Annotated in this window: 16 protein-coding genes and 2 pseudogenes; 4 read left to right on the top strand and 14 right to left on the bottom strand. The window is 59.2% G+C overall.

What is annotated here, in order from left to right:
- Window positions 1–680: 680 nt before the first annotated feature.
- Together H7007_RS12205 and arsB are read right to left on the bottom strand one after the other, a co-directional pair.
- On the bottom strand, window positions 681–1,550 hold the full coding sequence (locus H7007_RS12205) for a universal stress protein (RefSeq protein ID WP_287155588.1): 870 nt from the start codon (window positions 1,548–1,550) through the stop codon (window positions 681–683).
- Between the two features lie 120 nt (window positions 1,551–1,670).
- Window positions 1,671–2,771: an ACR3 family arsenite efflux transporter gene (gene arsB, locus H7007_RS12200; RefSeq protein WP_350340656.1), complete on the bottom strand. Its 1,101-nt coding sequence runs from the start codon at window positions 2,769–2,771 to the stop codon at window positions 1,671–1,673.
- A 222-nt stretch (window positions 2,772–2,993) separates the two neighbouring features.
- On the opposite strand from arsB, the gene H7007_RS12195 reads away from it, so the two are divergent.
- Complete coding sequence (locus H7007_RS12195) at window positions 2,994–3,362, top strand: ArsR/SmtB family transcription factor (protein WP_287155586.1); 369 nt, start codon at window positions 2,994–2,996, stop codon at window positions 3,360–3,362.
- 65 nt (window positions 3,363–3,427) lie between these two features.
- A pseudogene (locus H7007_RS13775) lies at window positions 3,428–3,759 on the top strand (cupin domain-containing protein).
- On the opposite strand, the gene H7007_RS12185 reads toward H7007_RS13775, so the two are convergent.
- The 11 genes from H7007_RS12185 to H7007_RS12135 all read right to left on the bottom strand — a co-directional run bounded on the left by H7007_RS12185 (window position 3,743) and on the right by H7007_RS12135 (window position 10,700).
- Complete coding sequence (locus H7007_RS12185) at window positions 3,743–4,648, bottom strand: universal stress protein (protein ID WP_287155584.1); 906 nt, start codon at window positions 4,646–4,648, stop codon at window positions 3,743–3,745. The pseudogene H7007_RS13775 and the gene H7007_RS12185 sit on opposite strands and share 17 nt — an antisense overlap.
- A gap of 107 nt (window positions 4,649–4,755) precedes the next feature.
- Window positions 4,756–5,487: a DUF169 domain-containing protein gene (locus H7007_RS12180; RefSeq protein WP_287155583.1), complete on the bottom strand. Its 732-nt coding sequence runs from the start codon at window positions 5,485–5,487 to the stop codon at window positions 4,756–4,758.
- Window positions 5,488–5,630: 143 nt separating this feature from the next.
- Window positions 5,631–6,218, bottom strand: coding sequence for a permease (locus H7007_RS12175; RefSeq protein WP_287155582.1), 588 nt, complete (start codon window positions 6,216–6,218; stop codon window positions 5,631–5,633).
- Window positions 6,215–6,586: a hypothetical protein gene (locus H7007_RS12170; RefSeq protein WP_287155581.1), complete on the bottom strand. Its 372-nt coding sequence runs from the start codon at window positions 6,584–6,586 to the stop codon at window positions 6,215–6,217. The genes H7007_RS12175 and H7007_RS12170 overlap by 4 nt, the downstream gene beginning before the upstream one ends.
- A gap of 148 nt (window positions 6,587–6,734) precedes the next feature.
- Window positions 6,735–7,058: a DUF6951 family protein gene (locus H7007_RS12165; RefSeq protein ID WP_287155580.1), complete on the bottom strand. Its 324-nt coding sequence runs from the start codon at window positions 7,056–7,058 to the stop codon at window positions 6,735–6,737.
- Window positions 7,059–7,234: 176 nt separating this feature from the next.
- A complete protein-coding gene (locus H7007_RS12160; protein WP_287155579.1) occupies window positions 7,235–7,624 on the bottom strand; it encodes a putative zinc-binding protein in 390 nt (129 codons plus the stop codon).
- A gap of 357 nt (window positions 7,625–7,981) precedes the next feature.
- Window positions 7,982–9,043 (bottom strand): permease, encoded by a 1,062-nt coding sequence (locus H7007_RS12155; RefSeq protein WP_287155578.1) that lies wholly within the window; start codon window positions 9,041–9,043, stop codon window positions 7,982–7,984.
- A 57-nt stretch (window positions 9,044–9,100) separates the two neighbouring features.
- Complete coding sequence (locus tag H7007_RS12150) at window positions 9,101–9,334, bottom strand: thioredoxin family protein (protein WP_287155577.1); 234 nt, start codon at window positions 9,332–9,334, stop codon at window positions 9,101–9,103.
- A 135-nt stretch (window positions 9,335–9,469) separates the two neighbouring features.
- The gene (locus H7007_RS12145; protein WP_287155576.1) at window positions 9,470–9,988 is read right to left on the bottom strand and encodes a (Fe-S)-binding protein; all 519 of its coding nucleotides are present in this window, start codon (window positions 9,986–9,988) and stop codon (window positions 9,470–9,472) included.
- 44 nt (window positions 9,989–10,032) lie between these two features.
- Window positions 10,033–10,251: a hypothetical protein gene (locus H7007_RS12140; protein WP_287155575.1), complete on the bottom strand. Its 219-nt coding sequence runs from the start codon at window positions 10,249–10,251 to the stop codon at window positions 10,033–10,035.
- Window positions 10,248–10,700: an ArsR/SmtB family transcription factor gene (locus H7007_RS12135; protein ID WP_287155574.1), complete on the bottom strand. Its 453-nt coding sequence runs from the start codon at window positions 10,698–10,700 to the stop codon at window positions 10,248–10,250. The genes H7007_RS12140 and H7007_RS12135 overlap by 4 nt, the downstream gene beginning before the upstream one ends.
- Window positions 10,701–11,744: 1,044 nt before the next feature.
- Here H7007_RS12135 and H7007_RS12130 point away from each other — a divergent pair.
- Together H7007_RS12130 and H7007_RS12125 are read left to right on the top strand one after the other, a co-directional pair.
- Window positions 11,745–11,963, top strand: a complete 219-nt coding sequence (locus H7007_RS12130; RefSeq protein WP_287155573.1) for a hypothetical protein — start codon at window positions 11,745–11,747, stop codon at window positions 11,961–11,963.
- Between the two features lie 18 nt (window positions 11,964–11,981).
- On the top strand, window positions 11,982–12,383 hold the full coding sequence (locus H7007_RS12125; RefSeq protein ID WP_287155572.1) for an arsenate reductase ArsC: 402 nt from the start codon (window positions 11,982–11,984) through the stop codon (window positions 12,381–12,383).
- 141 nt (window positions 12,384–12,524) lie between these two features.
- On the opposite strand, the pseudogene H7007_RS12120 reads toward H7007_RS12125, so the two are convergent.
- Window positions 12,525–13,424: pseudogene (locus tag H7007_RS12120) on the bottom strand (hypothetical protein); the annotation flags it as partial.

Here is a 13,424-nt window from a genome sequence, read left to right as displayed (position 1 = left end):
TTCGTTCATTTGTTAAATATTTTATATAAATTCTTATTTATATAATTCGTAACCGAATTTAATAAATAAAAATATCGATGTCAACTACTAAAGTCTTCTTCCGCAGTCGTACACAGGAAGCTGGGTGCTTTATCCTGATGAGACCTCGACACGGCATCTTATAGGATCCTTAAGAGTGCCGGAGGATGTCATTTACAAGAGGGCAGCGGCTCATTACCTCGAGAGCCTGCACGTGCTTAAATCCAGGCTTTCGATCCCTGCTCGACCTCTTTTGATGCGGCCCATGAGCCACCCCCCGTTTCCCAGCCCGGCTGTCATGCCGTCCCTTTACGCCGAGCACGGAGGGGTCGCTCCTTTCATCTCTTTAATCTGTTTCGTTCGACATTCTCTACGGCGCATTCCCGCGACATGCTCGTCATGAACATCGACATCCAGCCTGCCGCCATGAACGACCAACCGCAGACGTCCGAAAGATTGCTGATCCGTAGCCTTTGAACTCGGCCTTGAGGGACCTCTTTTCCTCGTTGTCGTCATGAACACAAGCATGTGGGCCACCCCACACGCGCCATCAATCCCGGTCTCAGTTGCTATGAATAGCCGACTCGGGTTTTCCTCCCATACCGATCCTTCAGGTACCAACGGGACGAGGGCGGGCGGTAAACCGTGCGCCTCGTGCCGCCTCACCGAACATACGGGACCAGCATTATCGGGGCATCGGAAGTGCGCGCCACATTGTGGCTTACGCTCCCCAGAAAAACCTCTTTGATAAAGCCGCGCCCCTGGCTTCCCATGACCACGAGTTGCACGTCCTCTTCCCGTATCGTTCGGATAATCTCGGTGAAAGGAGAGCCGTAAACGATCCTCTTCTCTATTTTCACGCCACTTCCGGAGCGCAGGATCTTCTCCATTGTATCGAGGCGATCGGTTACCAGTTCTTCCTCTAACCTGTGGCCGAGATGCTCTTTGTCCATGACGTGAAGGATGGTGACTCGCCGCGCGCCCTCTTTCGCCATCTTCTCCACGTAGGCAAAGGCATGGTCGGCGTTCTCCGAGAAATCCGTGGGAAAGAGGACGTGTCTGGTGAAAGCACAGCGTTCCACCGGCAGGCACCCGTTCCCGGGTTCGTTCTCCTCGTGGTGTTTCTTCCGTATGGGAATCACGAGTACCGGCCTTCTTGCGCTGTGGATAATGCCGTATGCCACGCCTCCCAGCAGCATATCGCCCACGAGAGAGTGGCCTTGGGACCCGACTACGATGAGGGAATAATCTTCCTCATCGGCGGTCCGCGTGACCTCGCTTTTCGCGGAACCGATTACCACCCTGGTCTCCACCGCGAACCCCTGCTTTTCCAGGATCTCCTTTTGCACGCCCATCGCCTTCTCGAAGGCATCGATGGAGTAGGAAAGAGCGGTCGCCATCGCCTCCTGCGCGCTCAGACACATCATCAGAAGACACTGCCCGGCCCCGTAAGCCCTCAAGCCGCCCAGACAGTTGACCACGGCATTGGATGCCGGGGAAAGATCGGTCGCGATCAGTAAACGGCTGAACATGGTGCTCCCCTCCGAAACTCAAATCGCCCGCTTTATAAGGTCAAACGCTCACGCCCTCCCTCGCGGCGCCTCTCGCTTCCATCCCTTTGACGGCTCTACCGCACGCCCATTGTGCCGCGACTATCCTCTAGAGTGATTCGTATCAGGCCGCCTCCCTATGCGCTTCCTCTTTTCCGGCGCTTCTGCGTGTCGCCTATCTATCCATCCTCTGGTCTTTTTAGCTATCCACACCAAGGAAAGCATGATGGGGACCTCCTCGAGTACCCCGACCACGGTGGCCAAGGCGGCCCCGGACTTCAGGCCGAAGAGGGATACGGCCACTGCCACCGCCAGCTCGAAGAAGTTGGAGGCGGCGACGTAGCCGGCCGGGGCAGCCACTTCGAAGTTGATCCTCCACAACCAGGCCCAACCGTAGCTGAAGGCGAAGATGAAGTAGGTCTGGATGGTCAGGGGGATTGCTATGAGAACTATGTGCACCGGGTTCTCCACGATGGTCTTGCCCTGGTAGATGAAGAGGATGATCAGGGTGAGGAGCAGGCTCACCACAGTCACATTGCTGAGCTTCTTCAAAAACACGTTCTCGAACCACTCGATCCCCTTACGCTTGATGAGTTGTCTGCGGGACACGTAGCCGAAGGTGAGTGGGATGACCACGAAGAGCACCACCGAGAGGATGACCGTGTCCCAGGGGATGCTGATGCCGGATACCCCCATGAGGAAGACGACGATGGGTGCGTAAGCGAAGAGGATGATGGCGTCGTTTATTGCCACCTGGATGAGGGTATAGGCGGGGTCGCCGTTGCTGAGGTAGCTCCACACGAAGACCATGGCCGTGCAAGGTGCCGCCCCCAGGAGGATGGCTCCCGCCACGTATTCCTTCGCCAACTCGTGAGGAATCCAGGCGCGGAAGATTACTAGTAAGAAGAGGCTGGCGAAGAGATACATGGTGAACGGCTTCACCAGCCAGTTGGAGACCGTGGTCACCACCACGCCCTTGGGCCTCTTCCCTGCCTGCAGGATGCTCGCGAAGTCGATCTTGAGCATCATGGGGTAGATCATCAGCCAGATGAGCACGGCGATGGGCAGGGAGACCTGGGCGTAGGTGGCTTTCTCCAGAGCCCTGGCGGTGGAGGGAATGTAGTAGCCGATGAGAGTACCGATGACTATGCATATCACCACCCAGATGGAAAGGTAGCGGTCGAATATGCTCATTTTTCTCATGTTGTCCTGGGCTGCCCCGCAAGCGTACTCGGTGGGCCGAAAAGCGGCGGCGACACCTTCGGGTTCGCGCACTGCGGTGACTTCGCCCTGCATTACCTTTCCCTCCATCACTTCCTCCTTGTGCACTGCAGTAGTGCTATTTCATTTAATTATTTACATATCTAAATATATGGATATATTATTAAGGGCGGCGATAAAAAGTCAAGGGTTATAATCATTTATATGAAAACCAAACATTCGAGCGAACAAATAGACACCGCTGTTAGCACGGGGGAAGAAGTTTGTATCCCCGGCACCAGATCGCGCTTTACAGAAATCGATGAAAGCGCCATTGCCGAAGCGGCGAAGATCCACAAAATCCTCTCGGATGAAACCCGGCTTAAAATACTCGCCTTCTTGAAGTACGGCGAGCTCTGCGTCTGCGACATCGTCGAGGCGTTGGGGAAACCGCAATCGACGGTCTCGCACCACCTCTTCCTCTTGCATACCGCAGGGCTCATAAAGGCGAGGAGAAAAGGCCGTTGGAACATGTACTCGCTCAACGACGACACTTTGACCCGCTACGAGGCCATCTTCAGGCTCATTCCATAGCCTTATCCGCATGTAACCGTCGCGGGTCACGACACGAAGGAGATACAGAAAGCGTGGGGAGATCTATGAGCAAGGGCAAGGACGGGCTGGCGGGTCGCGTGCTTGTGGCGGCCGGAATCGTTGACTACCAGGAAGGCGCCGTGGTCAGCCGAGAAATCGTGCGGGGGGAGAAGGGCTCGATCACCGTTTTACGTTCGACGAGGGGCAAGGGCTGAGCGAGCATACTGCTCCTTTTGTCGCCACGGTTTTCTTGCTGGACGGCGAGGCGGAGGTGGTAATCGGCGGGGAACCCCTTATCCTGAAGAGCGGAGACATGGTAATCATGCCCGCCAATGTGTCCCATTCGCTGCATGCCATCGAACGTTTCAAGATGTTGCTCATCATGATTCGGGAATAAGCCCCTTCTGAGGCTCTGGCACTGCCCTAACCACCAGGACCGGGACCTCGCTGTGGTTGACCACGCCCTCCGCCACCCCGCCGATCAATCTGTCCGAAAAGCGGCGGTGCCCCAGTGCCCCCACCACGATGAGGGAGGCGCCGATCTCCCCCGCCACTCTCACGATAGTCGAGACGGGGCTACCCTCCTCTAGGCGGGTTTCAACCCTATGGCAACGCGCCTCTAGGCAGGAGGCGAGCTCGCGCAGCTTCTCCATCCTGCGCTCGACCCTATCCTCCTCGGCCATCGTCTCCAGGGCACCCGCCCATTCGTCGCCCTCCTCTTGCACGTGCAGGAGGGTTATGTCGTCGCAACATGAAGCAATCATCTCCTCCAGCATAGGGCGGACGCTCTCCGCGTAGGCGGAGAAATCGGTGGTGACGAGCACCTTCTCGAAGAGCGACTCGCGGACATCCTCACATGCATATCCCTGGTCTTTTTCATGTATTCTGCACTTGTGCACCAGAACCGGCCTGTCGGCCAGCCTGAGCACCTTGTTGCTGACGCTCCCGGTGATCAGGCGCTCAAAGAACCCCGCCCCGTGTCCCCCCAGGTAGACGAGAGAGGCGTTTTCATCTGCCGCCACGCGCAGGATTTCCTTCGCAGGGGGTCCGACCTCGATCTTTTGGATGACCTTCAAGCCCTCTACCTCTACGGAACGGACCAATCGTTCGAGTTCTTCATGGGCATAGCTCTTCAACATGTCCTCGGCCATGCCGGCATGCTTGGCATCGACCACGTAGAGCAGGATCAACTCTTTCATCCCCGCCTGGGTCAGCTTTTCAACGCTGCCCAGCAGCCTCTCCGTGTAGGGGGAGAAATCCACCGCGAAGAGCACCTTCTCGAACATGATTCCTCCTGAACGATCCGACCAACTGCCGTACTGCCCAACAAGTCCCCCGCCGCCGGAGACCACGTGCTCCGGCGCACGGTTTCCGCCTCTTCCGAAGGCATTTTTCAATTCTCGCCGCGCTCGAGCAGCGCCCTGTAGACGTTCTTGCCCCTCACGCGGGGCATAGCCTTTTCCCGCAGGGATTCCAGGGAATCAACGATATCTTCAAGATACCTTGCCGGGAAACCGAGCACGCATTCACCCTCCGCCAGATCGGTGGCCTCGCGGCAACCGTAGCAGCCTATGGACATGTTCATGCGCTGCTGAACAAAGGGGGTTATGGTCACATCCACGCAGGTGGCCTGGAGCACCGCGGTGTCGAAATGCAGCCTTCCCCCTGTCTTGAACACGTGGGCCAGCGCGATCCACATCAGGTGCTCGGCCATGGACTCGACCACCACCACGTCGATCTCGTCTTCCGCCTCCTCCAAAGGGCATAAGGACACCATCTTGTACCTGCCCATCTCCAGGCGCTGCATGGTGGAGAAGGTATGCTGCACCGCCTCGGTGTTGCCAAATATCCCCATCGCCGTCGGCATCTCCCCGCTGATAAGCCGGGGCGGGGGATCATCGAATCCCAGGGCCCATGCGGCAGCCGGGCACGCGATGTTCCCGGGGCTCAGCAGCACGCGCCTGCCCCTCCTCGCTTCCATGAGCACCTGGCAGTAGCGCCGTTTATCAGGCAGGTCGTATCCAGGCAGGCGGGTGAATTCCTCGTGGAACCTCACCGCCACCAGACTGGTGGGCATCCCCAGTATCTCCTCCATCAAAGCTGCTCTTTGCGTCAATTCAGACATCCTCCTGCCTCCGATCCACTTACTTTCGGATCATGCTCGATCCTACACACCTGCTTAAGACCGTCTTTCGTGCGCCTCTAAGGATTTTTGCCTCCTCCAGGACGACCGATATCCGTTACGAACCTCCCTGTGCGGGCGTCATGTCACGTCTGGGCTCCGCCAAGGGCCTCATCCGGTGCCTTGTAACCCTCTTTGAAAAAGACCCTCCCTATGACCTCGCTCAAAACAACCACCACCAGCAGCGTGGCCAGATAACGAACGAGCGTGAACTTCCAGCCCAGGAACTGGAGCTCCATTAATTCCGCGGGGAGCTTAATGCACGCCCACGCCGAGAGGAAGATGATCATGTTCGCGACCTTGGCGCCTTTTTTCAGCAGCATCAGTGTCAGCGGGAAGGCCACGTAGAGTGGACCCATGGGGATGCTCCCAAGGATGAAAGAAAGGGCGACCCCTTTGACCCCGGATCCCTCACCCAGAAAGCGGATGATGAACTCTCTTTCCACCCATACGCTCACCAGGCCCATGATGATGAACACCGCGGGAAGGATCATGGCCATCTCCTTGAAATATTCCCAGGCGACGTGTCGGGCCTGAGCGCCCTTTTCAGGAAGCGCGATGACCATGACCGTGAAGAGAGACGCGATGAGGAAGAGGGCGGCATAATCCCACCGTATTCGCTCCCGAAGGCTCTGCCATTTCCCCTCGGCCCTGGCGTCGTCGTTTTTTCTCATCTTACGATCACCCCAACAACCACCGCGATGGCCACGGCGGCGATGAAGCTCAAAGCGTTCCTGGCGATGGCGAATCTCTTTCCCAGTTGCTTTATCTCCAGAGGCAAGAAAACGAACCCGACCATAGTCAAGGTGGTGATGAAGGCCGCAGTGGCCATGACCCCGGCTCCCATGTCCAGAATGGACCTCGCCAACGGGAAGGCGATGATGACCGGGATAAAGAGTACCGCTCCCAGGAACGAGGCGATAGCCACACCCTGCGCGCCGCTGTTCTTTCCGATCGCCTGCGCGATTACCTTGGGTGGGACGAAGCCCACTATCAGGCCCACCACCAGGATGATGGCCAAGACGCTGGGCAGAAACCTCACAAAGCCTTTATGAGCCACGCGAAGAGCGGCTAACGTTTTCCTCCGATCCTTGACCACGCTCAACAGCAGCAGCACGCCGGTCAGCACGAGAATGACGATGGTGGTTATATCCGTGCCACTCCCCCCTTTTCCCCGTCAAGCGACCTTGTCACAGCGCGTCCTCCAAAAAATTGACGCAGGCGTCCTCAGGCGCGAAAAGGCCGGCGGCCACTTCCACCGCTTTAAGGGTCGCCGCGGGCACGATACAAGAGTTGCGGCAGCAGTGCTCCGATGCCGCACGGTATACCGCCGTGTCCCGCATGGGCAAGGTCATCTCGCTGCCGGGGTTGACATCCCTGAGCTCCTCCGCCAGCTCGGCGATATGCTCGCAGGGGGTCTCGAACTGTAGTGCCACAGTCGTCTGGCCGCTCTTGCGCGCCGTTATAACCGTCTCCTTCCCGCACTGCCCACCCTTCACGAATACTATGGCCATCCTCTCTGCCTCTCCTCACTCCGGGGCCGTGCCGGCACACAAAAAGGACTTCGCACCGCGTCATTATCGCCAGGACCGTTCGGAACGACTGCGGCCCCCTCTGGTGTAAGATGTGCTTATATTCTGGAGCCATACTAATGCCGAGGGTCTGTTCCTGAAGCTTCAAACGCTCGTCCTCACGCCAGGCCCCTCTCGGCCAAGGCCTTTTCGATGCGACGCTTGACGTCCGCTTTTATCCTGTCTTTTTCCGCCTCGTCGTACTCGAGCACGGGGGCTTTCTTCACCCCGTAGTCCTCCACCATCTCCACCCGGATGTCCGGTTTACGGCCCGTATGTTCCTCCACGATCTTGGAGCAGCACATCACCGGGCAGCCCTCGATGATGACGAAGAGCTCCGCCCCCGCTATCTTGTTCAACCCCGTATCCTTATCGATGGCCACCGCCGGAAGGCAGACCAAATGGTATTCCTCATTTTCTTTCGCCAGTTCAGTGGCCACCGCCCCGGCGAGCTGCCCTGTGTTGGCGGCACCGTAACAGGTCGCTATCACTACCTCGAGCTCTCCCATCATCTCCTCCTGTTCTCCAGAGCTTTGAGCGGCGAAGACTCGCATGTGCTCTTTTCTAACCTCAATCCGGCCTAGTCGTTTCCGGCACAGGCTAGAATGCTTCCGAGGTTTTGGCTGGAGGCGTTTCGCTCGCTCTCTTGCCGCAGGCGCATCTTGAACCCGACTACAATGGTCGAAGGTGTCTGTGCATCACGCAAGAAAGGGTGCTCCTGAGTACTCCCCCTCTTCATCTCACGCCGGAAACCCGCTCCGCTGTATAACGGCCATGCATGAATCCCCCACCGCTCGATTCATGATCTCCGCTCCCGGGCGGCCACGCGTTTACGTTCCGCCCACGCTCTCCATGCAATCCCCGGCCTACCCGGCAAACATACCAAAGACGTATCCCGTGCCCATGGCGAAGAGGCACACGAGGGCGATGTAGGCCAAGGCCTTCTTGGGGCCCAAAATCCGGATTAGGACGATCATGCTGGGCAGGGAGAGCGCCGGACCGGCCAGCATGAGGGCCAGGGCCGGCCCCTTGCCCATCCCCAAGTCCAACAAACCGCGCACTATGGGCACCTCGGTGAGGGTGGCGAAGTACATGAGGGCTCCGGAGACGGAGGCGATGGCGTTCCCGCCCACCGTATTGCCGCCGACGTAACGGGAGATGACCTCGGGAGGTATGAGCTCCTTGACCACTCCCACCAGAAAGACCCCGATGAGCAGTATCGGGAGGATCATCTTTACCATTCGCCAGGTCTCCAGGAACCAGGTCCTTATCTCCTCGCGGGTGAACCATCTCCTCACCAGGTAGATGAGCAACGCCAGGAGCAGCACCTCCCCCGCGTACTTGTAGATGGAGGGCACCTTGGCCGTGCCGTAGACCAGGATGGCGATGAGCACCCCGAAGAAAGCGAGGTTCTGGTGTCCGGGACGCACGCGGCTACCGTCGTCGTACGCGAAGACCCCCGCGGCCTCCGCCTCCTGCGCCCGCCGCTCCTCCTCCTTGTGGAAGATGCCCGCCATGATCAGCCCGATGGCGAAGGCGAAGCCCACTGCCCCTATGATGCGCGCCGCCCCCAGGTCGTAACCGAGTAGGTGGATGGAATAGGTCATGGCCAAGATGTTGATTGCCGGCGAGGAATATAGGAAGGCCACCGCCGGTCCCAACCCGGCCCCCTTTTCCCTTATCCCCGTGAAAAGGGGCAGAACGGTACAGGAGCACACGGCCAGGATGGCCCCGGACACGGAGGCCACGGAGTACGCCAGGATCTTGTTGGTCCTGGGGCCGAAATACTTCATCACCGCCGCAGTGTTCAGGAAGGCGGCGATGGCCCCAGCTATGAAGAAGGCGGGCACCAGGCAGAAGAGGGTGTGCTGGGCCACGTACTCGTAGAGGGTCTTGAGGCCCTCCATCATCAATCCGCCAAAGGTCATGTACGATCGCTTCCTTTCCTGAAATTCCTATGTGATCTCAAAGCTCGAGTTATGATCTCACGGCTTGAGCCAGCTCTCTATCTCCTTTTTGGAGGGGATCTTACCCTTGGAGACCACCTTCCCGTCGATGACCACGCCCGGTGTGGTGAGGACGTTGTACTTCATGATCTCCGCCATGTCGGTCACTTCCTCCACCACGGCATCCAGGCCCAGCTCGGACACCACTTCCTTGATGGCCTCCTTGGTGGCGATGCACTTCTTGCACCCGGGCCCCAGAACTTTGATCTCCATCCCTCTCACCTCCGTTCTTCCGCTCCACTCTGTCCGCCTCGCAAGCTTTGTCCTCCAATCCCAAAGGGTGCGGCTGCCCGCCTCAAAGGGGCTTTACCTAGGCCCAATCTCCACAAGTCGCCGGTCACCCCTCCCTCAGAGGCCCAATTCCCTCAATTTTTCCAGCTTGTCCTCCATTCCCGCCTCCATAAGAGGTGGGCAGTCCTCCACGCACCTCTCGCCCTCCACGAGCTGAGCGGCGAAGGCCATGCAGGAGGGCACACCGCACTTCCCGCAGTTGGTGCGGGGGAGGAAACGCAGCACGTCCAGAAGCCGGGGAGGTACCCGCGTGGTGTGGTCGGGTTCTATCTCCTCTCGGCGCTCCCAGATGTCGTTCAGCCACTGGATGACCTTTTCCGCCGTCCTCTCTGCATGGGCACGGTCCTTCAAATTGTTGATGCTGACCATGTTCTCCCGCAGCGCGTACTTGTGAGCTCCCTCCCTCCACACGATGGTGGGCACCTTGGGGTCGTAGAAGGCGTTCTTCACCTCCACGTTGACGTAGGGCATGATCGGCCCCAGGTCGGCATCCGTCTTCAGCCGAGCTACCCAGATCGGCGACCCCGGGTCGCACGGCGGTGAGAACATCTCCAATTCGTAGTGGTTTATGAGCATGGATACCTTCCTCCATTCCTAAAGTACCCGCTTGCGCTCCCGGCTCACTCCTCCCTCTTGATCCTCCCGGTCACTACCTCTCCCTGGTTGGGTCGGTAGGACTCTTCGAACACCGGCACGCAGTGCGGGAGCTCGGCCTCCTTTACCTTCTTCTCCAGCACCTCCCGGATGAACCTCAAGGCCTCTTCCCGGTCGTCGTCCGCCAGGATGCGCTTGAGCCAGATCAGCTCCTCCTCGCCCAGGGAAACGGCTATCCTCCTCATCCTCTGCTCCTTTCCGCCGATTTCGTCCTCTTGGGCCCTTCCGAAGCTCGCGTCCTGACTCGACCCGGCCCGCCCATCTCTCCTCGGGTCAGCAGAGAAGCCCCGAAGCAGGACCTTTCGACACCTGGCCGGTCCTCGAGACCACCGCCGAGAAAACGACGCATCATGTCCAAGATGCCTTCCAGCCTTTCGGCGACCACGGCATAATAGGACGATGTCCCCGCCCTCCTGGACTCCAGGAAGCCGGCCTCCCTCAGGACGTTAAGGTGATGGGATGCCAGTTGTTGGGAGATGTTCAGCTCCCTCTCCACCTCGCAAACGCATCTCTCACCCCGCAATAGCAGGCACAGGATGCGCAAACGGTTGGGGTCGGACAGGATCTTCAAGCCATCCGCAAGCTCCACTATACCGGGATCTACGACGCACCTCAGCGTTTGCTTTTCGGCCATCTCTCCAACCTTTCACAAAACTACTTTTTTACTAATCACCATTTGTATTATATACGCCGCCTGCTCCCTGTCAACGACCTTCCTCACCCGCGAACGAGGGGCCGCCGACTCGAGCCTGGCCGGAGGATGCCCAACGCTCGAGTATCTCAAGGGGGACACGCGCGAAGAATCCGGGGGCGACCCGCCGTCATGACTGCCCGTAGGAACCGTGAGACGGTCTCTCCTCCCGTCTGCGGAGTCCTCATCGTAATTAATCCTTGTTACGGGTTAAAAACACCATGATCTCCATCGAAGCCGCTCGGGGCACCGAGGCCTGAAGTGCGTCGAGATGGAGGTAAGCGGCGAGGCGCAGAGGGCCGTCGACGCTCCGGCGGAGCCCCCCGGCTATAACCGCAATGCACTTCAGATTACCGCAGGGGCGTTCTCCGCCCCGAACGAGGCCCCCACCGCAGGACGAAGCCAACCGCTTTCTCCGGCAACGCACGGCGATATAAAGGCATTGGAGAGGTCGTCGCGGAACCCTCGACGCAGGCATATTATAGGAAAACCCGAGGTCGAGCCGTCCGGGATGACCATGATGACCGCCCGGCGAACGACGCCTGCCTCCTCCGCGTGGGGCTCATGCCCGGAATCCCTCCGGAAGAAGTAGCCGGGTTTCTCGGGAAGCATCGGGAGGCATTCAGGGCCCGGCTGTCCCCTTAACGCCTGCAGCTGCCGGACTTGAACCAGGGAGTCGTATGATAACCTTCTTTCGCCCCGGGGTGGAAAAAGATGCTCTGGGTGCCCTACCCTGCAGAGGCGCTCAATCTTAACGTCCGGGTGGTCGTTAAAAGAAGTGGTTACGCTTACGCGCTTCCTCAATTCGGGCACTAAGTGATACCCCGTACCTCCACTCGCATGGGTTAAAATTGTGGTACGCTTACGCGCTTCCTCAATGGCCGACGCCGGAGTGGCCAAAATCATTGCCTATTTTCTAGTGTCCTATTTATCTTATATATTAGCTTGCACGCGACATGCTCGAGCTAGCGATAAGGGGAGATCTTCGTGAGAACGATGTCCTCGATCCTGGACGAGGACGTGCTTATCCGGATAAAGCGCGTCGTCACCGGCCGGCACGGCGACGATGCCTCGGCCTTCGTCAACAAGGCCCTCAAGTCGTGCGCGAAGGAGGCGGAGCGCAAGACGGGCCTGCAGAGGGCTTTCGACGCGGGGGCCCGCGAGTACAGATCTGCGCTCCACGCCGGGCCGCATCTGGTCATGTAGAGGAGGCTTGCGGGACACATGGGCGAGAAGAAAGTGCTCTTCGTCTGCGGGGAGAACGCGGCCCGCAGCCAGATGGCCGAGGCCTTCTTCAACAGCCTGGCCCGGGAATGGAGGGCGGAGAGCGCGGGAACCTTCCCGGCGGAAAAGGTGAACCCGCTTGCCGTACGGGCCATGGGGGAGGTCGGCCTGGACATCTCCGCCGCCGCCCCTAAGGTCCTGGAGCTGGGCAGGCTGGGCGAATTCGACCGCATCATCTCCTTCGGCTGCATCGCCAAAGCCGCTTTCCCGGCGCGGGACCGCCTGGAGGAATGGCCTCTGCCGGATCCCGGGAAGGGCGATCTGGAACTCATGCGCCGGGTGCGGGACGAGATAAGGAATCTGGTCGCCTCCCTTGTCGAGGAACTTGAGGGCGGCGGCTGAGCCACCCCGTCCCGCAGCAAAAGACGGCGTCGCGCAAGCGTCGGGCGGGGCTCTCACGCAAACCCCCCTCCCACGCATGCGCGGACGAAAAGCAAGGCCCCCGGCTCTCGCCGGGGGTCCCCACAACGGCGGTCCGCCCGATCAGTCCGTACCGTTCAGGTTCTCCTCCACGAAGTCGATAAGTGGGCCTATGACTTCGTTGGGTCGCCGGGAAGGCGCGTTGGCACAAGCGGTGAGGACATCCATGTGGTTGTAACCCTTGATGAGCTTCCTCTCCCCGGGAATGGGGAAGAACATGAAGGTGCCGCCGCTGAGCACCCCCTGTTCGGCGATGAACTCGATCTTCGGAAGCTCTCCCACCCGGTCCCCGTGCAGGAAATTGATGCCGTAATCCCTGGCGAAGGGGAAGAGGGCGGCGACGATGTCCGCCACCTGGCGGGTGGAGAAATACCACTCCGTGAGGTTCAAGGGCCCCTTGAAGATGACCCTGGCTACGTCATGGATGTCGCTGACCTCGTTCTCCGCCGTCGTGTAAGTCGTCTTTCCTTCCATATCCTGGTAATTAGGATCGGCGGCGTCGCCCACCTCGTCGAAGTTCACCCAGTGATAGAGAGGTCCCTGCCTGAGGTGCAGGGCATCCGGCCCGGCATCGTTGGCGATGTAATAGGGCCCCATGCCAAGCATGCCCCCCACCAGCTCCCCGATGATGGGGATGCCCTGGATGAGCTCCGAGGCGGGGAATTCCTTCTTCACCACCGTGCCCCCGCCGAGGAACCCCATACTGTTCTGGATCATACCCACAGGGGCGAAAGAATCGTCGAAGACCACGCCCAGCATGGCCTCGTTGGTGTAACGGAAGTCGGTTATCTGCGGAACGCCGTCCATGAAGGTCTGGAGGTCCCTGGAGTGCATGAAGCGCAGGAGCATCTGGGCCTGACCGGAGAAGGGCACCTCGCGCATGACGGCGCATTCCTCCTCCGGGGCATAATAGGCCATCATCCCCACCGCCTCCAGCAGGGCCATGGATTCGGCATCGATCAA

Origin of the sequence: Candidatus Solincola tengchongensis (assembly GCF_015711935.1) — a bacterium.
GTDB classification, from domain to species: domain Bacteria; phylum Actinomycetota; class Geothermincolia; order Geothermincolales; family RBG-13-55-18; genus Solincola_A; species Solincola_A tengchongensis.
The sequence above is the reverse complement of the archived record's forward strand: the minus strand, read 5'-3'. Positions and strand labels throughout refer to the sequence as shown.